Below are 20,957 nucleotides of genomic sequence, written 5' to 3'. Positions count from 1 at the left end.
TGAACCGTTAAACCGCGGCAGCGCCGCCGACGATTTCCGAGATCTCTTGGGTGATCGCAGCCTGACGCGCCTTGTTGTAGATCAGCTGCAATTCGCTGATCAAATCACCGGCGTTGTCGGTGGCGTTCTTCATCGCGATCATCCGGGCAGCTTGTTCAGCTGCGTTGTTCTCGACCACCGCCTGGTAGACCTGCGACTCCACGTAACGCACCATCAGGCCGTCCAGCAGCTCTTTGGCGTCAGGTTCGTAGAGGTAGTCCCAGTGGTGCTTGAGTTCTTGATCCGGGGTTGCCACCAACGGAATCAACTGCTCGACCGTTGGAGTTTGAGTCATGGTATTGATGAACTTGTTCGATACCACGGACAGACGATCGATACGACCGTCCAGGTAAGCATCCAGCATAACCTTGACGCTGCCGATCAGATCATTGATCGACGGCTCTTCGCCCAGGTGGCTGATTGCTGCAACGACGTTGCCGCCGAAGCTGCGGAAAAACGCCGCACCCTTGCTACCAACTACGCAGAGATCGATCTCGATCCCTTGCTCGCGGTTGGCCGCCATGTCCTTGACCAGGGCCTTGAACAGGTTGGTGTTCAAGCCACCACACAGACCACGGTCACTGCTCACCACAACATAACCGACGCGCTTTACAGGGCGATCGATCATGAACGGGTGGCGGTATTCCGGGTTGGCGTTGGCCAGATGACCAATAACCTGGCGGATACGCTCCGCATAAGGACGGCTAGCAGCCATGCGCATTTGAGCCTTGCGCATTTTGCTGACCGCCACTTTTTCCATGGCGCTGGTAATTTTTTGCGTGCTTTTGATGCTCGCAATCTTACTGCGAATCTCTTTTGCGCCTGCCATGTAACACCTATCAGGTTAGCAAGCGGGGGCTGCAAAGCCCCCGCTGCGGCTTACCAGGTTTGGGTGGCCTTGAACTTCTCGATACCGGCTTTGATGCCAGCGTCGATTTCGTCGTTGAAGTCACCCTTCACGTTGATCTTCGCCATCAGTTCGGCGTGATCACGGTTGAAGTAGGAAATCAGCGCTTGTTCAAAGCTGCCGACTTTGGCGATTTCAACGTCGGTCAGGAACCCACGCTCAGCGGCATACAGCGACAGCGCCATGTCCGCGATGGACATTGGAGCGTATTGCTTCTGCTTCATCAGCTCGGTTACACGTTGACCGTGTTCGAGTTGCTTACGGGTGGCTTCGTCCAGGTCAGAAGCGAACTGGGCGAATGCTGCCAGTTCACGGTACTGAGCCAGAGCGGTACGGATACCACCGGAGAGCTTCTTGATGATCTTGGTCTGAGCGGCACCACCCACACGGGATACCGAAACACCGGCGTTAACTGCAGGGCGGATGCCCGAGTTGAACATGGCCGATTCCAGGAAGATCTGACCGTCGGTGATGGAAATCACGTTGGTCGGAACGAACGCGGAAACGTCGCCAGCCTGGGTTTCGATGATCGGCAGTGCGGTCAGGGAACCGGTCTTGCCAGTTACAGCACCGTTGGTGAACTTCTCGACGTACTCTTCGGAAACGCGCGATGCACGCTCCAGCAGACGGGAGTGGAGATAGAACACGTCACCTGGGTACGCTTCACGTCCTGGTGGACGGCGCAGCAGCAGGGAGATCTGACGGTAGGCAACGGCCTGCTTGGACAGGTCATCGTATACGATCAGCGCGTCTTCACCGCGGTCACGGAAGAACTCGCCCATGGTGCAACCGGCGTATGGCGCCAGGAATTGCAGTGCGGCGGATTCCGAAGCACTGGCAACAACCACGATGGTGTTGGCCAGGGCGCCGTTTTCTTCCAGCTTGCGAACGATGTTGGCAACGGTGGAACGCTTTTGGCCGACAGCAACATAAACACAGAAAATACCGGAGTCTTTCTGGTTGATGATGGCGTCGATCGCCATGGCGGTCTTACCGATCTGACGGTCACCGATGATCAGCTCACGCTGACCACGGCCGACTGGGATCATGGCGTCGACGGATTTGTAGCCAGTCTGTACAGGCTGGTCTACCGACTTACGCCAGATCACGCCCGGAGCAACTTTCTCGACCGCGTCGGTCTCGGTGTTGCCCAGCGGGCCTTTGCCGTCGATTGGGTTACCCAGTGCGTCGACAACGCGACCCAGCAGTTCCTTACCAACTGGAACTTCGAGGATGCGGCCGGTGCACTTGGCGCTCATGCCTTCAGCGAGGGTGTCGTAAGCGCCCAGTACTACCGCACCAACGGAGTCTTGCTCCAGGTTGAGGGCCATACCGTAGACGCCGCCTGGAAATTCGATCATTTCGCCGTACATGACGTCGGCCAGACCGTAAATCCGCACGATGCCGTCAGAAACGCTGACGACAGTACCTTCGTTGCGAGCTTGAGAGGCTACATCGAGATTCTCGATGCGGCCCTTGATGATTTCACTAATTTCGGAAGGATTGAGTTGCTGCATTGCTCTGCTGCCCCTTCAAACTCAAGATTTCAATGCTTCGGCCAGTTTCGCGATTTTGCCGCGGACTGAGCCATCGATAACCAGGTCGCCGGCGCGGATTACGACGCCACCGATCAGGCTGGCATCCTCCGACACTTGCAGGCGCACTTCCCGGTCGAGCCGTGCACTGAGAACCTTGGCGAGTTTGTCTTGCTGTTCTTGGTTCAACGCAAAAGCACTGGTGACTTCCACGTCCACGGATTTCTCTTGTTCGGCCTTGTACAGCTCGAACAACGCCGAAATCTCCGGCAACAGCAGGAGACGTTCGTTTTCCGCGGCAACTTGGATGAAACTCTTTGCCTGTGCATCAAACTTGTCACCGCACACTTCAACAAAAGTGGCGGCCTTTTCTGCGCTCGTCAGTCGCGGGGCCTTGAGCAGGCGCTGCATGGTGTCGTCTTGCGACACCGCAGCAGCCAGGCCGAGCATGGCTGACCAATTGGCCAGTTGCTGATGGGCCTGGGCATGCTCAAAGGCAGCCTTAGCGTAAGGTCGGGCCAACGTGGTCAGTTCTGCCATGATCGCCCTCGCTTAAATTTCAGCGGCCAGTTTGTTAACCAGCTCCGCATGCGCGTTTTGATCGATTGTGGCGCCAAGGATCTTTTCAGCACCGTCAACGGCCAGGCTACCCACTTGGGCGCGCAGCGCGTCTTTGACACCGTTAATTTCCTGTTCGATCTCGGCCTGAGCCTGAGCCTTCACACGGTCAGCTTCGACGCGGGCCTGATCACGGGCTTCCTCGACGATCTGAGCACCGCGTTTCTTGGCTTGCTCAATGATTTCAGCTGCCTGAGCCTTCGCTTCGCGCAGTTGCTGACCCACTTTATCTTGGGCCAACTCCAGGTCGCGAGCTGCTCGGTTGGCAGCGTCCAGTCCATCCGCGATCTTCTTCTGACGTTCTTGCAATGCCGCGATGACCGGAGGCCACACGAACTTCATGCAGAACAGTACAAAGATGAAGAACGCAACGGACTGGCCAATCAGGGTTGCATTAATGTTCACGCCAACACCTCGCTCGTTCTTTGTCCAACACACCAAACCACTCGGAAATCCGAGTGATTAGCCAGCGAGTTGACCAACGAAAGGATTAGCGAAGGTGAAGAACAGAGCGATACCAACACCGATCATGGTTACGGCGTCGAGCAGACCGGCAACGATGAACATTTTAACTTGCAGCATTGGAACCATCTCTGGCTGGCGAGCAGCGCCTTCCAGGAACTTGCCGCCCAGCAGGCCGAAACCAATGGCGGTACCCAGGGCACCCAGGCCGATCAGCAGAGCAACAGCGATAGCGGTAAGACCAACTACAGTTTCCATCTTTCCTCCCGACTTTTACGTCGTATTGGTTAGGTTTTTTAGTTTGAAGCGGTAAAACAAAATCGTTTGGTACAGCTGCCCTTGCGGACTTTTTCGACCCTCCCCAGTACCTGCGAAAGGGTCATCAGACACGCCAGGCGGTCTTAATGGTTATCTTCGTGAGCCATCGACAGGTAGACGATGGTAAGCATCATGAAGATGAACGCTTGCAGGGTGATGATCAGGATGTGGAACACAGCCCACGCCCATTGCAGCACCACACCCAGGCCGCTCAGCCACAGCAGACCGCTGCCGAACATCACGGCAATCAGGATGAACACCAGTTCGCCGGCATACATGTTGCCGAACAGACGCAGTGCCAGCGAGATTGGCTTGGCGATCAGGGTGACGAATTCAAGCAGGAAGTTGACCGGAATCAGCAGGATCTGAACGAAGATGTTCTTGCTGCCGAACGGGTGCAGGGTCAGTTCGCCGATGAAACCGCCGATACCCTTGACCTTGATGCTGTAGAAAATGATCAGGGCGAACACGCTGAAGGCCATGGCCAGGGTCGCGTTCGGGTCGGTGGTCGAGACCGCGCGGAACGGAATGTGCGGATCACCGGAGATCAGGATGGCCAGCTGAGGAATCCAGTCGACCGGGATCAGGTCGACGGCGTTCATCAGGAAGACCCAGACGAAAATGGTCAGCGCCAGTGGGGCGATCACCGGGCTGCGACCGTGGAAGCTGTCCTTGACGCTGCCGTCAACGAACTCAACCAGCACTTCAACGAAGTTCTGCAGGCCGCCAGGCTGACCGGAGGTCGCCTTTTTTGCTGCCATACGGAACAGGAATACGAAAAGCAGACCCAATGCGACCGACCAACCCAGGGTATCCAGGTGGAAAGCCCAGAAGCCCATTGCTTTGGCTTCTGCTGCGGAATGGGCAAAGCCCCAACCGCCGTCTGGTAGTTGACCGAAGGTCAAGTTCTGCAAGTGGTGCTGGATATAGCCCGAAGCGGTTTCTGCTGCCATGGTTGCCTCAAACGCCCTAAGGTCTCGAAAGTCTTATATTCATCAGCAGGGGCGCGAACCAGCTGACCAACTGGGTCAGCAGAAAGACGCCGAATACTGCTAGCGGCGCCAATGGCTTCACTCCTGCAAACGTCAGTGCAAACAGCACTGCCGTCAAAATCAATTTGCCTGCTTCGCCAGCGTAAAACGACTTGACGATAGCCTGCGCCGCCCTGGCCCCCGTGTAACGGAACGCCTTCCAGGCGAAATACACATTAGGCAGCCAGGCAATCAACCCTCCGCAGAGTGCTGAATATCCACTGACCGCCCCGTGCCACTGCCACACCACCAAAGTTGCGAGCAAAAACACAACACACTGAGCCAGCAGTACTGGGAAAACTGCCCAGCGATGGAAAGGCAAGCGGTTTGGCGTGCGGGTTTCCATCAAAACTGCTCCTCGAAAGTCGACCAACCAGTCAGCTATGACTTGGCATAATTTGTGCCGACAAAATGCGCGCAGAGTATAGGGGCGGATTAACCCCTATTCAACTGCCGGGTAGTGATTTCCGACTGCGCGCTACAAAAGCAATTGTTTCAGCGGATGTGAGCAAGCACGCCTTGCAACTCATCTAACGAGTTGTAGCGGATAACTAACTGACCCTTGCCCTTGTTGCCGTGGCGTATCTGTACTGACGAGCCCAAACGCTCTGCCAGCCGCTGTTCAAGGCGGGTGATGTCCGGATCGGGTTTGGCTGGTTCGACCGGTTCCGGCTTGCCATTGAGCCACTGGCGAACCAGTGCTTCGGTTTGGCGCACGGTGAGACCACGTGCGACAACATGACGCGCCCCTTCCACCTGCTGCTCATCCGGCAGGCCAAGCAGTGCCCGGGCGTGGCCCATCTCCAGATCGCCATGCGACAGCATGGTCTTGATCACTTCCGGCAATGAAATCAGGCGCAGCAGGTTGGCCACGGTCACCCGCGACTTACCCACAGCATCGGCAACCTGCTGCTGAGTGAGCTGGAACTCCTGCTGCAAACGCTGCAGGGCGATCGCCTCTTCCACCGGGTTGAGGTCTTCGCGCTGAATGTTCTCGATCAGAGCCATGGCAATGGCAGCCTCATCGGGCACATCGCGGACCATGGCCGGGATGGTTTCCATGCCCGCCTGCTGGCTCGCGCGCCAGCGGCGTTCACCGGCGATGATCTCAAAGCGGTTCTCGCCAACCGGGCGGACCACGATCGGCTGCATCACGCCCTGATTCTTGATCGAGTGAGCCAGCTCTTCCAGCGCTTGCGGGTCCATGTCCCGACGTGGCTGGTACTTGCCGCGCTCGATCAGGTCGAGCGGGAGGTGTTGCAGTTCTTTCTGGTCGACCTTCACAGCCTGCTCTTCGAGCGCGCTGACGGTAGGACCACTGAGCAGTGCATCCAACCCACGTCCGAGACCCCGTTTCTTAACGGCCATACGGATTCCTTAAGTTGTTTGTGCAGTGCGTGATGGACGGCGCTGACGGCGTACGAGTTCCCCGGCCAGGGCCAGATAAGCCAGAGCGCCACGCGATTGCTTGTCATACGCCAGTGCCGGCATGCCGAAACTCGGTGCCTCGGCCAGGCGGATGTTGCGTGGGATCACGGTGTCGTACAGCTGGTCGCCGAAGTGTTCCTTGAGTTGCGCAGAAACATCGTTGATCAGGCTCAAGCGCGGGTCGTACATGGTCCGCAGCAGGCCTTCGACCTTCAGCTGAGGGTTCAGGCGCTCACCGATGCGCTTGATGTTATCCACAAGGTCACTCAAGCCTTCCAGTGCAAAGTACTCGCACTGCATCGGAATGATGACGCCATCGGCAGCCACCAGGGCGTTGAGGGTCAGCATCGACAGCGACGGCGGGCAGTCGATCAGGATGTAGTCGTAACTTTCCCGGATCGGCGCCAGTGCCGTGCGCAGACGGCTCTCCTTCATCTGCATTTCCAGCAGCACCACTTCAGCCGCCGTCAGGTCGCGGTTGGCCGGCAGCAGTTGATAACCACCGTGCTCGGAGACGTGCATGGCCTGGGTCAGATCGCATTCACCGATCAGCAGGTCGTAGACCGAATGCTCCAGGACGTGTTTATCCACACCGCTACCCATGGTGGCGTTGCCCTGTGGATCGAGATCGATCAGCAGCACGCGTCGCTTGGTCGCAACCAGCGATGCTGCGAGGTTGATACAGGTGGTGGTCTTGCCCACACCACCTTTCTGGTTCGCGATAGCGAATACCTTAGCCATTCTTGCTTGTGTTCCCAATCATGCCGTGCGGCGCAGTATCAGCAGATGGCGCTGGCCTTGGCAACCCGGAACGGTCAAGGCCTGCTCGCTATCTACTCTGAAATCTGCCGGCAATGCTACCAGCTCGTCGGCAGGATGCAGCCCTTTCATTGCCAGCCACTGCGTCTGCTCGTCGCCAAGGTGGCGCGTCCCGTTGGTGAAGTTCTCCATGCTGCTGAAAGCCCGGGAAACAATTCCGGTAAACGGCAGCTCAGGTTGGAACTCTTCGACCCGCTTGTGGATAACTGTCAGGTTGTCCAGTTTCAGTTCAAGCTTTACCTGCGTGAGGAAGCGGGTTTTCTTGCCATTGCTGTCAAGCACGGTGACTTGCTTTTCCGGATGCAGGATGGCCAGGGGAATACCCGGCATACCGCCACCGCTGCCGACATCCAGCCAGCGCGCGCTGTGGATAAACGGCATCACGCTCAAACTGTCGAGCAGATGACGGGAGACCATTTCGTCCGGATTGCGCACCGCGGTCAGGTTGTAAGCCTTGTTCCACTTTATCAACAGGGCAAGGTACGCCAGCAATTGCGCGTGTTGCGCCTCGCTCAGCTCAACACCCAGCTGGCGGGCACCTGTGGACAACTCTTCGGCGTGTTGAGGGGTGACCATAGAACTCAAGCGCTTTGCTCCAACTCGCGGCCAGCGCCGCGTTTTTTCAGATGAATCAGCAGCAGGGAAATCGCTGCCGGGGTCACGCCGGGAATACGCGAAGCCTGGCCCAGGGTCTCGGGCCGGGTCTGACCCAGTTTGCTCTGGATTTCCTTGGACAGGCCGGAAATACCGCTGTAGTCGATGTCTTCAGGCAGGCGAGTGTCTTCGCTGGCACGCAGGCGAGCGATTTCGTCCTGTTGCCGGTCGATGTAACCGGCGTACTTGGTCTTGATCTCGACCTGTTCGGCGACCTGTGGATTGATTTCGGCACCGCCGGTCACTTCCATCAGGCCAGCGTAGTCGATTTCCGGACGGGTCAGCAGGTTGAGCAAATTGTATTCATGGCTCAACGGCGTGCCGAATTTCTCGGCAATCGCCTGGCCTTGTGCGGTGTCCGGACGAACCCAGGTGGATTTCAGCCGTTGCTCTTCCAGGGCAATGCCTTCGCGCTTGGCGCTGAACGCCGCCCAGCGTTCGTCGTCGATCAGGCCCAGCTCACGGCCTTTTTCGGTCAAGCGCAAATCGGCGTTGTCTTCACGCAGGATCAGCCGGTATTCGGCGCGCGAAGTGAACATCCGGTACGGCTCTTGGGTACCGAGGGTAATCAGGTCGTCGACCAGCACGCCGATGTACGCCTCATCGCGGCGGGGGCACCAGCTTTCGCGGCCCTGCGCACGCAGTGCGGCGTTGGTACCGGCGAGCAAACCTTGCGCACCGGCCTCTTCGTAGCCGGTGGTGCCGTTGATCTGGCCGGCGAAGAACAGCCCGCCGATCACTTTGGTTTCCAGGCTGTACTTGAGGTCACGCGGGTCGAAGTAGTCGTACTCGATGGCGTAGCCCGGGCGCACGATGTGCGCGTTTTCCATGCCGCGAATCGAACGGACGATCTGCAGCTGCACATCGAACGGCAAGGATGTGGATATCCCGTTCGGGTACAGCTCGTGAGTGTTCAGGCCTTCCGGCTCGATGAACACCTGGTGGCTTTCCTTGTCGGCAAAGCGATGGATCTTGTCTTCGATCGACGGGCAGTAGCGCGGGCCGATACCTTCGATAACCCCGGAGTACATCGGTGAACGATCCAGGTTCGACGCGATGATCTCGTGGGTACGCGCGTTGGTGTGGGTAATCCAGCAACTGACCTGCCGCGGGTGCATGGCTTTGTCACCCATGAACGACATCACCGGAATCGGGGTATCGCCCGGCTGCTCGGTCATGACCGAGAAATCCACAGAGCGCCCATCGATACGCGGCGGCGTACCGGTTTTCAGACGGCCTACGCGCAGCGGCAATTCTCGCAGACGATGGGCCAGGGCGATCGCGGGCGGATCACCGGCGCGACCGCCGGAGTAATTCTGCAAACCGATGTGGATAAGTCCAGCGAGGAAAGTACCGGTGGTCAGTACCACGGAGTCGGCGAAGAAACGCAGACCCATTTGAGTCACCACACCGCGTACCTGGTCCTGCTCGACGATCAGGTCATCGCAGGACTGCTGGAATATCCACAGGTTGGGCTGGTTCTCGAGAATTTCACGCACAACCGCCTTGTAGATGGCGCGGTCGGCCTGGGCGCGGGTAGCGCGCACTGCCGGGCCTTTGCGGTTGTTCAAAACACGGAATTGGATACCGCTCTTGTCAGTAGCCAGCGCCATGGCGCCGCCGAGCGCATCGATCTCCTTGACCAGATGGCTCTTGCCGATGCCACCGATAGCCGGGTTGCAACTCATATGACCGAGGGTTTCCACGTTATGGGTCAGCAGCAGGGTTTTTACGCCCATGCGAGCAGACGCAAGCGCAGCCTCGGTACCGGCATGGCCGCCGCCGATGACGATCACTTCAAAACGGGAAGGGAAATCCACCACGCACCTCGTGCCTGTTTCGGGAATAGATAGGGATAACGCACCAGTATAGGGACTTACCCCCCTCTATAGGAACCTTTTGCACAAAATTTAACCAGCCTGTGGATGAGTGGTGAGCAATAGAAATTAAAAGAGAGAAATTTATTAAAGCTTTGTTTTTATGTTTATTCTTATGCACCTACCTTTCTGTGGATAAAGCTCTACAGGCCTTTATCTACGGTATGTACAGAGGTTCAAAACCCTGTGGTCTACCGGCCATGAGCGTTCTGGATAAGCGCTTTAAGCCTGTGGATGAAATGCCTACTTACCCACAGCCGAGTTTATCTCCAGCTTTGAGGGTTAGTTATCAACGGAGCTGAAGCCAGGTTTTCCACAGGGCTTATTTCACAGAATTGTGGACAGACGCGCAGGCGGGTACGCAGGATCAACGCGTGGGTTGTCCTGGCAGGGGGAGAAAAACTCAGGGGAAAGGGCAGCAGCCAGGTCCATTGCAGACCTGGCTGTGGATAAAGACGCTTACTTGCCGATGCAGAAGCTGGAGAAGATCCGACCCAGCAAGTCGTCGGAACTAAAGGCGCCGGTAATTTCGCCCAAGGCTTGCTGAGCCTGACGCAGGTCTTCGGCAAGGAGTTCACCGGCACCTGCCAGGGTCAATTGCGCTCGACCGTGCTCGAGGTGCGTGCTGGCCTGGCGCAATGCCTCCAGGTGGCGCCTGCGCGCGCTGAAGCTGCTTTCAGCGGTCTGTTCGTAACCCATGCAGGCCTTCAGGTGCTCGCGCAACAGCTCAAGGCCCATGTCGGCATCCTTGGCACTGAGGGTAATGGTGACGTGGCCATCTGCACTTTGCTCCATGGCGACCGTCTCACCACTGAGGTCGGCCTTGTTACGAATCAGCGTAACTTTGGCAGGATCCGGGCGCAGATCGAGAAACTCCGGCCACAGTGCAAAGGGATCGCTGGCCTCCGGCGCCGTCGAATCAACCACCAGCAACACCCGGTCAGCTTCGTTGATGGCCTTGAGCGCGCGCTCCACGCCAATCTTTTCCACATGGTCGTCGGTATCGCGCAGGCCGGCAGTGTCGACAACGTGCAACGGCATGCCATCGATGTGGATATGTTCACGCAGGATGTCCCGGGTGGTGCCGGCGATATCAGTGACTATGGCAGCCTCACGCCCGGCCAGTACATTGAGCAGACTCGATTTGCCGGCATTCGGCCGACCGGCGATCACAACTGTCATGCCATCGCGCAACAACGCACCCTGCCCGGCTTCACGCTGCACTGTGGATAGATTGCTGCGGACATCATCGAGCATGCTCAACACGTGACCATCGGCGAGAAAGTCGATTTCTTCCTCGGGGAAGTCGATTGCCGCTTCCACGTAGATCCGCAGGCTGATCAGTTTTTCGGTGAGGTTATCCACACGGCGGGAAAATTCGCCCTGGAGCGAGCGCAAGGCATTGCGCGCCGCTTGTGCCGAACTGGCTTCGATCAGGTCGGCGATTGCTTCGGCCTGCGCCAGGTCGAGCTTGTCATTGAGGAATGCGCGCTCACTGAATTCGCCCGGCCGCGCCAGACGGCAGCCAAGTTGTACACAGCGCTGCAGGAGCATATCCAGCACCACCGGTCCTCCGTGGCCCTGCAGCTCGAGCACATCTTCACCGGTGAAGGAGTTTGGCCCAGGGAAAAACAGCGCAATGCCTTCATCGAGCACCAGGCCGTCATCGGCACGGAACGGCCCGTAATGGGCATGCCGCGGTGTCAGCGCTTTTCCACAGATGGCCAACCCGGCTTGCGCGGCCAGGGGACCGGAAAGCCGCACGATCCCCACGCCCCCACGTCCCTGGGCGGTAGCGATGGCGGCAATGGTTTCACGCACAGTGTTCATGCTCGGAAGCCTCACGACAAAAACGACAGATAGCAAAACGCCCCACGAGGGGGCGTTTATCCACAGGTTAGCTGGCTAACCCGTTATGCAGCGGCTTTCTTGGCAGCCTTTTCGATGCTGTTGGTGATGTACCACTGCTGTGCGATCGACAGGCAGTTGTTCACAACCCAGTACAGCACCAGACCAGCCGGGAACCACAGGAAGAAGAAGGTGAAGATGATCGGCATCAGCTTCATCACCTTGGCCTGCATCGGATCCGGCGGTGTCGGGTTCAGACGCTGCTGAATGAACATGGTCGCGCCCATAATGATCGGCAGGATGAAGAACGGATCCTTGATCGACAGGTCGGTGATCCAGAACATCCATGGCGCCTGGCGCATCTCGACGCTTTCCAGCAACACCCAGTACAGCGAGAGGAAGACCGGCATCTGCACCAGGATCGGCAGGCAGCCGCCCAGTGGGTTGATCTTCTCTTTCTTGTACAGCTCCATCATGGCTTGCGACATTTTCTGCCGGTCATCGCCATGCTGTTCTTTCAGGGCTGCCAGTTTCGGTGCCACGGCACGCATGCGCGCCATCGACTTGTAGCTGGCGGCAGACAGCGGGAAGAACAGCAGCTTGATCAGCATGGTCAGGACGATGATCGACCAGCCCCAGTTGCCGAGCAGGCTGTGGATATGTTGCAGCAGCCAGAAAATCGGCTGGGCGATGAACCACAGAATGCCGTAGTCGACAGTCAGTTCCAGGCCTGGGGACAACTCTTTGAGCTTGTCCTGGATCTTCGGACCGGCGTACAGCATGGCACTGGTTTCGCCTTTGGCACCAGCGGCTACGTTCAGCGCCGGGCCAGTGAAACCGATGATGTAGTTACCCTGGCTGTCCTTACGGGTCTGGACAATGTTGTTGTCAGACTTGTTTGGAATCCAGGCGGTAACGAAGTAGTGCTGCAGCCAGGCTACCCAACCACCGGAAACATTTTCTTTCAGATTTCCCTTGTCGATGTCTTTCATCGACACTTTTTTGTAGGGTTCTGAACTTGTCCACAGGGCGGCGCCCAGGTAAGTCGCGGTACCTGTAGCAGTGCTCGAGGAAGGATCGGAGCTTGCATCGCGCTTGAGTTGCGCGAACAGGTTACCGGTCCACGGCTGTGCACTCTGGTTGTCGATCAGGTAGGTAACGGTCAGGTCGTACTCACCGCGCTTGAAGCTGAAGCGCTTGATGTAGTTGACGCCGTTGTCGCTGAACTTGAGGTCGACGACCAGTTGGTCCTGACCATCAGCCAGTTGATAACTTTTCTGATCGGCGGCGTACAGCGGGCGACCGGCCGACCGTGCATCCGGACCGTTGGTACCGGTCAGGCCGCTTTGCGCCAGGTAAGTACGCTCGTTTCCGTTGTCGAACAGCTGGAACGGAATGTCCGGATGATCCTGACGGCGTGGGTACTTGGGCAGCATCAGCTGGGCGATGTCACCACCGTTTGGATCGATAGCCAGGTCGAGAACGTCAGTTTTGACCCGAATCAGGTCCTTGCTGACGGCAACCGGAGCCAGTTCGGCTGGGCTGGATTCAGCGTTGGCGCTCGGCACATCGGCGCTGGCGCCAGTGTTGCCGGCCTGCGCGGTGTCCGGCAATGCCGGGCTAACGTTGCTGGCAGCAGTATTCTGAGTCGGCAGGGCAGCCTGGCCGTAGTCCTGGTTCCAGTTAAGGACCATGACGTAGGACACGATTGCCAGGGCGACGATCAGGATCGTGCGTTTAATATCCATGATTACTCGGCTATCGAAGAAGAACGGGAAGAGGGAGCTGGCGGAACCGGGTCAAAACCGCCGGCATTCCACGGATGACAACGCCCCAGGCGACGAACGGTTAGCCACCCACCACGCAGTAGGCCATGATTTTCGATGGCTTCCAATGCGTAACAGGAGCAACTGGGGTAGAAACGACAGTGATTGGCCATCAGTGGACTAATGGCGTAACGGTAAAACTGGATCGGAACGAGTGCCAGTTTACGCATCTTGACTGTCTACCCCCACAGAGTCGGTGTTCACCACTGGAGCGGGCCGACTGCGTGCGAGGCGCTTCCAGAGCTTGCCAAAATGTTGGTGCAATTCTGGGTTTTCAATCTCGCCCAACCCTTTGCGCGCGACGATCACGATATCCCAACCTGCAAGCAAGTGCTGGTTCAGGCGAAACGAATCGCGCATCAGGCGTTTCAGGCGATTGCGTTGAACGGAGAGCTTGACGCTCTTTTTCCCGATCACAAGCCCCAGGCGGGGGTGATCAAGACCGTTCTCGCGGGCAAGGAGCAGCAGGTTTTTCCCTGGGACCTTGCCGGTTGGGGAGTCGAAGACCGCTTTGAAGTGTCGGGGAACAAGCAGACGCTTTTCCCGACTGAAGTCCTGACTCACCACCAGTGCCGAAAAATCAAACTGCCAGACGCTTACGGCCTTTGGCACGGCGACGCGACAGAACGGCACGACCGTTCTTGGTGGCCATACGGGCACGGAAACCGTGAGTGCGAGCGCGCTTGATGGTGCTTGGTTGGAAAGTACGTTTCATGGCGTGTTACCTGGTTCGTCGACAACGGGCCGGAATGGCCCCCGTTTTAAGAGACCGGCGATTCTAGAGAAAGCGCAGCCATAGGTCAATTTCCAACCAGCTTTTCCTTATAGACGGGAAACTCGCCGTTTCAGGTTGGGGCCTCACGGCGGAGGACCATCACACGCTTAAACATAAAAAAAGAGAGAGGAATTATTTAAAGCTTTTCTGTAAAACTTATAAAACTTAAGCAGCAGATATCTGTGGATAAAACGCTACAGGCCTTTATTCACGTAATGTACAGAGAACTGAAAGGTTGTCGAGAAGAGGTGCTCTGGCTGTGTCGAAGCCTCGGAAAAGCTGTGGATCAAATCGATGGTTATCCACAGGTCGGTTATCCACCGATTTCGACCCCCAGTTGTGCAAAGACCTCAGGCGTGGTTATCCACAGAGCTTATTCACAGCACAGCAAGGTCATTTTGGTCACTAAGCTGCTGATTTATCGCCACCCTCAACGCACCTGCATGTGGATAACTGCGCGGCTGCTCGGTACAATGGGGGCTTGTTTTTGCCTCACCGGCTTTCAACTCAGGGGATATCCGTGTCAGTGGAACTTTGGCAGCAGTGCGTGGAGCTTCTGCGCGATGAACTGCCTGCCCAGCAATTCAACACCTGGATCCGTCCGCTACAGGTCGAAGCCGAAGGCGACGAGTTGCGCGTCTATGCGCCCAACCGTTTCGTTCTCGATTGGGTCAATGAAAAATACCTCAGCCGTTTGCTCGAGCTGCTCGGGGAACATGGCAACGGCATCGCGCCCGCCCTTTCCTTATTAATAGGCAGTCGACGCAGCTCGGCTCCCCGTGCCGCCCCTAACGCACCGCTGGCTGCCGCTGTTGCTGCATCCCAGGCACAGGCGGCGGTGGTCAACGAGCCGGTTGCCGCTCCCGTGGCTGCGCCCGTCGCAGCTGAAGTCGAGCAAGCGCCTTCGCGGGACAGCTTCGATTCGATGGGCGAGTCCGCGCCTGCGCCGGCACCCAGTGGTCGTACCGAACAACGTACCGTGCAGGTCGAAGGTGCGCTCAAGCACACCAGCTACCTGAACCGTACCTTTACCTTCGAGAACTTCGTCGAGGGTAAATCCAACCAGTTGGCCCGCGCGGCTGCCTGGCAGGTTGCCGACAACCCCAAGCATGGCTATAACCCGCTGTTCCTTTATGGCGGTGTAGGCTTGGGTAAAACGCACTTGATGCACGCTGTGGGTAACCACCTGCTCAAGAAGAACCCGAATGCAAAAGTGGTTTACCTGCATTCCGAGCGTTTCGTTGCCGACATGGTCAAGGCGCTACAGCTGAACGCTATCAACGAGTTCAAGCGTTTCTACCGTTCGGTGGACGCGCTGCTCATCGATGACATTCAGTTCTTCGCCCGCAAAGAGCGTTCGCAGGAAGAGTTTTTCCACACCTTCAACGCCCTGCTCGAAGGCGGTCAGCAGGTCATTCTTACCAGTGACCGTTACCCGAAAGAGATCGAAGGTCTGGAAGAACGACTGAAATCGCGTTTCGGTTGGGGCCTGACCGTGGCGGTCGAGCCACCCGAACTGGAAACACGCGTTGCGATCCTGATGAAGAAGGCCGACCAGGCGAAGGTCGATCTGCCTCATGACGCCGCGTTCTTTATTGCCCAGCGTATTCGCTCCAACGTCCGTGAACTTGAAGGCGCATTGAAACGTGTCATCGCGCACTCTCACTTCATGGGACGCGACATCACCATCGAGCTGATTCGTGAATCGCTCAAGGATCTTCTGGCACTTCAGGACAAGCTGGTGAGTGTGGATAACATCCAGCGCACCGTTGCCGAGTACTACAAGATCAAGATTTCCGACCTGCTGTCCAAGCGTCGCTCGCGTTCAGTGGCACGGCCTCGACAAGTGGCCATGGCACTCTCCAAAGAGCTGACCAACCACAGCCTGCCGGAAATTGGTGATGTCTTTGGCGGCCGCGACCACACTACCGTGTTGCACGCGTGCCGTAAGATCAACGAACTCAAGGAATCCGACGCGGATATCCGCGAGGACTACAAGAACCTGCTGCGGACGCTGACGACGTGATTAACGTCAGCGCAGCTTATTAAGGCAAGGGACTAGACCATGCATTTCACCATTCAACGCGAAGCCTTGTTGAAACCCCTGCAACTGGTCGCAGGCGTCGTTGAGCGCCGCCAGACCTTGCCGGTACTTTCCAACGTACTGTTGGTTGTTCAGGGCCAGCAACTGTCGCTTACCGGTACTGACCTGGAAGTGGAACTGGTTGGCCGTGTTCAACTGGAAGAGCCTGCCGAGCCAGGCGAGATCACCGTGCCTGCACGCAAGCTGATGGATATCTGCAAGAGCTTGCCGAACGACGCGCTGATCGACATCAAGCTCGACGAACAGAAGATCGTGGTAAAGGCCGGTCGTAGCCGTTTCACCCTGTCTACGCTGCCAGCCAACGATTTCCCGACGGTTGAGGAAGGCCCGGGCTCGCTGACCTGCAACCTTGAGCAAAGCCGCCTGCGTCGCCTGATCGAACGCACCAGCTTCGCCATGGCCCAGCAGGACGTGCGCTACTACCTCAACGGTATGCTGCTGGAAGTGTCCACCAACACCCTGCGTGCTGTCGCCACCGACGGTCACCGTCTGGCTATGTGCTCGATGAGCGCCGACATTGGCCAGGCCGATCGCCATCAGGTCATCGTGCCGCGCAAAGGTATCCTGGAGCTGGCGCGCCTGCTCACCGAGCCGGATGGTATGGTCAGCATCGTACTGGGCCAGCATCACATTCGCGCGACTACTGGTGAGTTCACCTTCACTTCCAAGCTGGTCGACGGCAAGTTCCCGGACTACGAGCGCGTACTGCCTAAAGGTGGTGACAAGTTGGTAGTGGGTGATCGCCAGGCGCTGCGTGAGGCATTCAGCCGTACCGCCATTCTGTCGAACGAGAAGTACCGCGGTATTCGTTTGCAGTTGGCCAATGCCCAGCTGAAGATCCAGGCGAACAACCCTGAGCAGGAAGAAGCAGAAGAAGAAATCAGCGTTGACTACAACGGTAGTTCGCTGGAGATCGGCTTCAACGTCAGCTACCTGCTGGACGTTCTGGGCGTCATGACTACCGAGCAAGTTCGCCTGATCCTGTCGGATTCCAACAGCAGTGCGCTGCTGCAGGAAGCTGGCAATGACGACTCCGCTTACGTTGTCATGCCGATGCGCCTGTAAATTGTCCAGCAGACTCTAGATGTCCCTCAGTCGTGTTTCAGTCACCGCGGTGCGTAACCTGCACCCGGTGACCTTCTCTCCCTCCCCCCGCATCAATATCTTGTACGGCGCCAACGGCAGTGGCAAAACCAGCGTGCTGGAAGCTGTTCATTTGTTAGGCCTGGCCCGTTCCTTTCGCAGTACTCGGCTCACCCCCGTAATCCAGTACGAGCAGTTGGCTTGTACCGTGTTCGGTCAGGTCGAACTCAGCGAAGGTGGTTCAAGCAACCTGGGCATTTCGCGGGACCGGCAAGGTGAATTCACCATTCGCATCGACGGGCAGAATGCTCGCAGCGCTGCGCAATTGGCAGAGATTCTGCCACTGCAATTGATCAACCCGGACAGCTTTCGGCTGCTCGAAGGTGCGCCGAAAATTCGCCGACAGTTCCTGGATTGGGGTGTGTTCCACGTGGAACCACGCTTTATGGCCACATGGCAACGCCTGCAGAAGGCTTTGCGGCAGCGGAACTCATGGTTGCGGCATGGTACACTTGACGCTGTTTCACAAGCGGCCTGGGACCGGGAACTCTGCCTGGCCAGTGCTGAAATAGATGAATACCGCCGAAATTACATCAAGGCCTTGAAGCCAGTCTTCGAGCAAACCCTGAGCGATTTGGTCGAACTCGAAGGGCTGACCCTGAGTTACTACCGTGGCTGGGACAAGGATCGAGAACTCAGTGAAGTACTCGCCTCCTCCTTGCAACGTGATCAGCACATGGGCCATACCCAGGCCGGACCTCAACGCGCTGATTTGCGTCTGAGACTCGGCGCTCACAATGCTGCCGATATTCTGTCTCGGGGCCAACAGAAGCTTGTGGTCTGTGCATTGCGCATCGCCCAGGGGCATTTGGTTAGCCAGGCTCGACGCGGCCAATGTATTTATCTGGTGGATGACTTGCCGTCCGAGCTGGACGAGCAGCACCGTCTCGCACTATGTCGCTTGTTGGAAGACTTACGCTGCCAGGTTTTTATCACCTGTGTAGATCAAGAATTATTGAGGGAAGGCTGGCAGACGGAAACGCCAGTTGCTTTGTTCCACGTGGAACAGGGCCGTATCACCCAGACCCACGACCATCGGGAGTGAAGGCATGAGCGAAAATCAAACGTACGACTCCTCCAGCATCAAGGTGCTGAAAGGGCTAGATGCCGTGCGCAAGCGTCCCGGTATGTACATTGGCGACACCGATGATGGTAGCGGCCTGCACCACATGGTGTTCGAGGTGGTCGATAACTCGATCGACGAGGCACTCGCCGGCCACTGTGATGACATCACCGTAATCATTCACCCGGACGAATCCATCAGTGTTCGCGACAACGGTCGCGGCATTCCAGTCGACGTGCACAAAGAGGAAGGCGTCTCCGCCGCCGAGGTCATCATGACCGTCTTGCACGCTGGCGGTAAGTTTGACGACAACTCCTATAAAGTTTCCGGCGGCCTGCACGGCGTAGGTGTGTCGGTGGTAAACGCCCTGTCCGAGCAGTTGATTCTGACGGTGCGTCGTAGCGGCAAGATCTGGGAGCAGACCTACGTTCACGGTGTTCCACAAGCGCCGATGAAAATCGTTGGTGAGAGTGAGACCACCGGTACTCATATCCACTTCAAGCCGTCGGCCGAAACCTTCAAGAACATCCACTTCAGCTGGGACATCCTGGCCAAGCGGATTCGTGAACTGTCGTTCCTCAACTCCGGTGTTGGCATCCTCCTCAAGGATGAGCGCTCGGGTAAAGAGGAGTACTTCAAGTATGAAGGCGGCCTGCGTGCCTTCGTCGAGTACCTGAACACCAACAAGACCCCGGTCAACCAGGTGTTCCACTTCAATGTTCAGCGTGAAGACGGTGTGGGCGTAGAGATCGCCCTGCAGTGGAACGACAGCTTCAACGAGAACCTGTTGTGCTTCACCAACAACATTCCGCAGCGCGACGGTGGTACCCACCTGGTCGGCTTCCGCTCGGCGTTGACCCGTAACCTGAACAACTACATCGAGCAGGAAGGCCTGGCCAAGAAGAACAAGGTTTCGACCACTGGCGACGACGCCCGTGAAGGTCTGACTGCGATCATCTCGGTTAAGGTTCCAGATCCAAAGTTCAGCTCGCAGACCAAAGACAAGCTGGTGTCCTCGGAAGTCAAAACAGCCGTGGAACAGGAGATGGGCAAGTACTTCTCCGACTTCCTGCTGGAGAACCCGAACGAAGCCAAAGCTGTCGTTGGCAAAATGATCGACGCCGCACGTGCTCGTGAAGCAGCGCGCAAAGCGCGGGAAATGACCCGCCGCAAAGGTGCGCTGGATATCGCCGGCCTGCCAGGCAAACTGGCTGACTGCCAGGAAAAGGACCCTGCCCTTTCCGAACTCTACCTGGTGGAGGGTGACTCCGCAGGTGGTTCGGCCAAGCAGGGTCGTAACCGTAAGACCCAGGCCATCCTTCCGCTCAAGGGTAAGATCCTCAACGTCGAGAAAGCACGTTTCGACAAGATGATCTCTTCCCAGGAAGTCGGCACCCTGATTACTGCACTGGGCTGTGGTATCGGTCGCGAAGAGTACAACATCGAAAAACTACGCTATCACAACATCATCATCATGACCGATGCTGACGTTGACGGTTCACACATTCGTACCTTGCTGCTGACCTTCTTCTTCCGTCAGCTGCCAGAGCTGGTCGAGCGCGGCTACATCTACATCGCTCAGCCACCGCTGTACAAGGTCAAGAAAGGCAAGCAGGAGCAGTACATCAAAGACGACGAGGCCATGGAAGAGTACATGACCCAGTCGGCCCTGGAAGACGCCAGCCTGCACCTGGACGAATCGGCGCCACCAGTTTCCGGTGTCGAGCTTGAACGCCTGGTCAACGAATTCCGTACCGTGATGAAGACCCTCAAGCGTCTGTCGCGCCTGTACCCTCAGGAACTGACCGAGCACTTCGTCTACCTGCCAGCCGTTCCTCTGGAGCAACTGGGCGACCATGCTGCCATGGAGGCGTGGTTGGGCAAGTTCGAAGAGCGTCTGCGCAGCGTCGAGAAGTCCGGCTTGCTGTACAAGGCCAGCCTGCGTGAAGACAAGGAACGCAATGTCTGGTTGCCGGAAGTGGAAATCACCTCCCATGGCCTGGCCAGCTACGTCACCTTCAACCGTGACTTCTTCGGCAGTAACGACTACCGCACTGTCACGGCACTGGGCGCACAACTGAGCACCCTGCTCGGCGAAGGTGCTTACGTGCAACGTGGCGAGCGCAAGAAGGCAGTCACCGAGTTCAAGGAAGCACTCGACTGGCTGATGACCGAAAGCACCAAGCGCCACACCATCCAGCGCTACAAAGGGCTGGGTGAGATGAACCCGGACCAGCTGTGGGAAACCACCATGGACCCAACCGTGCGCCGCATGCTCAAGGTGACCATCGAAGACGCGATCGCTGCCGATCAGATCTTCAACACCCTGATGGGCGATGCCGTTGAACCGCGTCGTGAGTTCATCGAGAGCAACGCGTTGGCGGTGTCTAACCTGGACTTCTGATCAGGTGTAGGGTTGCAGAAAAGGTGACCGGATTTTCAAAAAGATGACCGGCCGCCTCTGACTCCCACGGTGACCCAGTTAACACCAAGCCCGCGAAAGCGGGCTT

The 20,957-nt window shown here is 57.4% G+C and carries 20 protein-coding genes; 4 read left to right on the top strand and 16 right to left on the bottom strand.

Annotated features, from left to right (window positions below):
• Nucleotides 1-7: 7 nt before the first annotated feature.
• The 16 genes from atpG to rpmH all read right to left on the bottom strand — a co-directional run bounded on the left by atpG (nt 8) and on the right by rpmH (nt 14,077).
• Nucleotides 8-868, bottom strand: a complete 861-nt coding sequence (atpG, locus tag I5S59_RS02875; RefSeq protein WP_107024412.1) for a F0F1 ATP synthase subunit gamma — start codon at nt 866-868, stop codon at nt 8-10.
• 50 nt (nt 869-918) lie between these two features.
• Nucleotides 919-2,463, bottom strand: coding sequence for a F0F1 ATP synthase subunit alpha (gene atpA, locus I5S59_RS02870; RefSeq protein ID WP_038616135.1), 1,545 nt, complete (start codon nt 2,461-2,463; stop codon nt 919-921).
• 21 nt (nt 2,464-2,484) lie between these two features.
• Nucleotides 2,485-3,021, bottom strand: a complete 537-nt coding sequence (locus I5S59_RS02865; RefSeq protein ID WP_038616138.1) for a F0F1 ATP synthase subunit delta — start codon at nt 3,019-3,021, stop codon at nt 2,485-2,487.
• A gap of 12 nt (nt 3,022-3,033) precedes the next feature.
• Nucleotides 3,034-3,504 (bottom strand): F0F1 ATP synthase subunit B, encoded by a 471-nt coding sequence (locus I5S59_RS02860; RefSeq protein ID WP_038616140.1) that lies wholly within the window; start codon nt 3,502-3,504, stop codon nt 3,034-3,036.
• Between the two features lie 57 nt (nt 3,505-3,561).
• Nucleotides 3,562-3,819: a F0F1 ATP synthase subunit C gene (gene atpE / locus I5S59_RS02855; protein WP_002555987.1), complete on the bottom strand. Its 258-nt coding sequence runs from the start codon at nt 3,817-3,819 to the stop codon at nt 3,562-3,564.
• 143 nt (nt 3,820-3,962) lie between these two features.
• Nucleotides 3,963-4,832 carry a F0F1 ATP synthase subunit A gene (gene atpB, locus I5S59_RS02850; protein ID WP_128322010.1) on the bottom strand — a complete coding sequence of 290 codons (870 nt, stop codon included), beginning with the start codon at nt 4,830-4,832 and terminating at the stop codon, nt 3,963-3,965.
• Between the two features lie 16 nt (nt 4,833-4,848).
• A complete protein-coding gene (locus tag I5S59_RS02845) occupies nt 4,849-5,256 on the bottom strand; it encodes a F0F1 ATP synthase subunit I (RefSeq protein WP_128322011.1) in 408 nt (135 codons plus the stop codon).
• 149 nt (nt 5,257-5,405) lie between these two features.
• Complete coding sequence (locus tag I5S59_RS02840) at nt 5,406-6,278, bottom strand: ParB/RepB/Spo0J family partition protein (protein WP_197875314.1); 873 nt, start codon at nt 6,276-6,278, stop codon at nt 5,406-5,408.
• A 9-nt stretch (nt 6,279-6,287) separates the two neighbouring features.
• Nucleotides 6,288-7,079 (bottom strand): ParA family protein, encoded by a 792-nt coding sequence (locus tag I5S59_RS02835; protein WP_128322013.1) that lies wholly within the window; start codon nt 7,077-7,079, stop codon nt 6,288-6,290.
• An 18-nt stretch (nt 7,080-7,097) separates the two neighbouring features.
• Entirely contained in the window at nt 7,098-7,742 is a 645-nt protein-coding gene (rsmG, locus tag I5S59_RS02830) for a 16S rRNA (guanine(527)-N(7))-methyltransferase RsmG (protein ID WP_197875313.1), read from the bottom strand.
• A complete protein-coding gene (gene mnmG / locus I5S59_RS02825; RefSeq protein ID WP_197875312.1) occupies nt 7,739-9,631 on the bottom strand; it encodes a tRNA uridine-5-carboxymethylaminomethyl(34) synthesis enzyme MnmG in 1,893 nt (630 codons plus the stop codon). Before mnmG ends, rsmG begins: the two co-directional genes overlap by 4 nt.
• Nucleotides 9,632-10,147: 516 nt before the next feature.
• The gene (gene mnmE, locus I5S59_RS02820; RefSeq protein ID WP_197875311.1) at nt 10,148-11,518 is read right to left on the bottom strand and encodes a tRNA uridine-5-carboxymethylaminomethyl(34) synthesis GTPase MnmE; all 1,371 of its coding nucleotides are present in this window, start codon (nt 11,516-11,518) and stop codon (nt 10,148-10,150) included.
• 83 nt (nt 11,519-11,601) lie between these two features.
• On the bottom strand, nt 11,602-13,284 hold the full coding sequence (gene yidC, locus I5S59_RS02815; RefSeq protein WP_197875310.1) for a membrane protein insertase YidC: 1,683 nt from the start codon (nt 13,282-13,284) through the stop codon (nt 11,602-11,604).
• A gap of 2 nt (nt 13,285-13,286) precedes the next feature.
• Nucleotides 13,287-13,532 (bottom strand): membrane protein insertion efficiency factor YidD, encoded by a 246-nt coding sequence (gene yidD, locus I5S59_RS02810; protein ID WP_075226616.1) that lies wholly within the window; start codon nt 13,530-13,532, stop codon nt 13,287-13,289.
• Entirely contained in the window at nt 13,525-13,929 is a 405-nt protein-coding gene (rnpA, locus tag I5S59_RS02805) for a ribonuclease P protein component (protein ID WP_164897205.1), read from the bottom strand. Before rnpA ends, yidD begins: the two co-directional genes overlap by 8 nt.
• 13 nt (nt 13,930-13,942) lie before the next feature.
• Complete coding sequence (gene rpmH, locus I5S59_RS02800; RefSeq protein ID WP_002551315.1) at nt 13,943-14,077, bottom strand: 50S ribosomal protein L34; 135 nt, start codon at nt 14,075-14,077, stop codon at nt 13,943-13,945.
• 580 nt (nt 14,078-14,657) lie between these two features.
• Here rpmH and dnaA point away from each other — a divergent pair.
• The 4 genes from dnaA to gyrB are packed head-to-tail and all read left to right on the top strand — an operon-like array spanning nt 14,658 to nt 20,851.
• On the top strand, nt 14,658-16,163 hold the full coding sequence (gene dnaA, locus I5S59_RS02795; protein WP_197875309.1) for a chromosomal replication initiator protein DnaA: 1,506 nt from the start codon (nt 14,658-14,660) through the stop codon (nt 16,161-16,163).
• Between the two features lie 39 nt (nt 16,164-16,202).
• Complete coding sequence (gene dnaN / locus I5S59_RS02790) at nt 16,203-17,306, top strand: DNA polymerase III subunit beta (protein WP_197875308.1); 1,104 nt, start codon at nt 16,203-16,205, stop codon at nt 17,304-17,306.
• A gap of 19 nt (nt 17,307-17,325) precedes the next feature.
• Nucleotides 17,326-18,429, top strand: a complete 1,104-nt coding sequence (recF, locus tag I5S59_RS02785; RefSeq protein WP_128322021.1) for a DNA replication/repair protein RecF — start codon at nt 17,326-17,328, stop codon at nt 18,427-18,429.
• A gap of 4 nt (nt 18,430-18,433) precedes the next feature.
• On the top strand, nt 18,434-20,851 hold the full coding sequence (gene gyrB / locus I5S59_RS02780; protein WP_197875307.1) for a DNA topoisomerase (ATP-hydrolyzing) subunit B: 2,418 nt from the start codon (nt 18,434-18,436) through the stop codon (nt 20,849-20,851).
• Nucleotides 20,852-20,957 lie beyond the last annotated feature (106 nt).

Origin of the sequence: Pseudomonas alkylphenolica, assembly GCF_016009175.1 — a bacterium.
GTDB lineage: Bacteria > Pseudomonadota > Gammaproteobacteria > Pseudomonadales > Pseudomonadaceae > Aquipseudomonas > Aquipseudomonas alkylphenolica_B.
Note: the sequence above shows the minus strand (reverse complement) of the source record. Positions and strands in the feature narration are given on the sequence as shown.

Excerpts from the sequence above, each read along its gene's own strand:
- atpG (WP_107024412.1), bottom strand. The coding sequence starts at position 868 with ATGGCAGGCGCAAAAGAGATTCGCAGTAAGATTGCGAGCATCAAAAGC.
- atpA (WP_038616135.1), bottom strand. The coding sequence starts at position 2,463 with ATGCAGCAACTCAATCCTTCCGAAATTAGTGAAATCATCAAGGGCCGC.
- I5S59_RS02865 (WP_038616138.1), bottom strand. The coding sequence starts at position 3,021 with ATGGCAGAACTGACCACGTTGGCCCGACCTTACGCTAAGGCTGCCTTT.
- atpE (WP_002555987.1), bottom strand. The coding sequence starts at position 3,819 with ATGGAAACTGTAGTTGGTCTTACCGCTATCGCTGTTGCTCTGCTGATC.
- atpB (WP_128322010.1), bottom strand. The coding sequence starts at position 4,832 with ATGGCAGCAGAAACCGCTTCGGGCTATATCCAGCACCACTTGCAGAAC.
- I5S59_RS02845 (WP_128322011.1), bottom strand. The coding sequence starts at position 5,256 with ATGGAAACCCGCACGCCAAACCGCTTGCCTTTCCATCGCTGGGCAGTT.
- I5S59_RS02840 (WP_197875314.1), bottom strand. The coding sequence starts at position 6,278 with ATGGCCGTTAAGAAACGGGGTCTCGGACGTGGGTTGGATGCACTGCTC.
- I5S59_RS02835 (WP_128322013.1), bottom strand. The coding sequence starts at position 7,079 with ATGGCTAAGGTATTCGCTATCGCGAACCAGAAAGGTGGTGTGGGCAAG.
- mnmE (WP_197875311.1), bottom strand. The coding sequence starts at position 11,518 with ATGAACACTGTGCGTGAAACCATTGCCGCCATCGCTACCGCCCAGGGA.
- yidC (WP_197875310.1), bottom strand. The coding sequence starts at position 13,284 with ATGGATATTAAACGCACGATCCTGATCGTCGCCCTGGCAATCGTGTCC.
- yidD (WP_075226616.1), bottom strand. The coding sequence starts at position 13,532 with ATGCGTAAACTGGCACTCGTTCCGATCCAGTTTTACCGTTACGCCATT.
- rpmH (WP_002551315.1), bottom strand. The coding sequence starts at position 14,077 with ATGAAACGTACTTTCCAACCAAGCACCATCAAGCGCGCTCGCACTCAC.
- dnaN (WP_197875308.1), top strand. The coding sequence starts at position 16,203 with ATGCATTTCACCATTCAACGCGAAGCCTTGTTGAAACCCCTGCAACTG.
- recF (WP_128322021.1), top strand. The coding sequence starts at position 17,326 with ATGTCCCTCAGTCGTGTTTCAGTCACCGCGGTGCGTAACCTGCACCCG.
- gyrB (WP_197875307.1), top strand. The coding sequence starts at position 18,434 with ATGAGCGAAAATCAAACGTACGACTCCTCCAGCATCAAGGTGCTGAAA.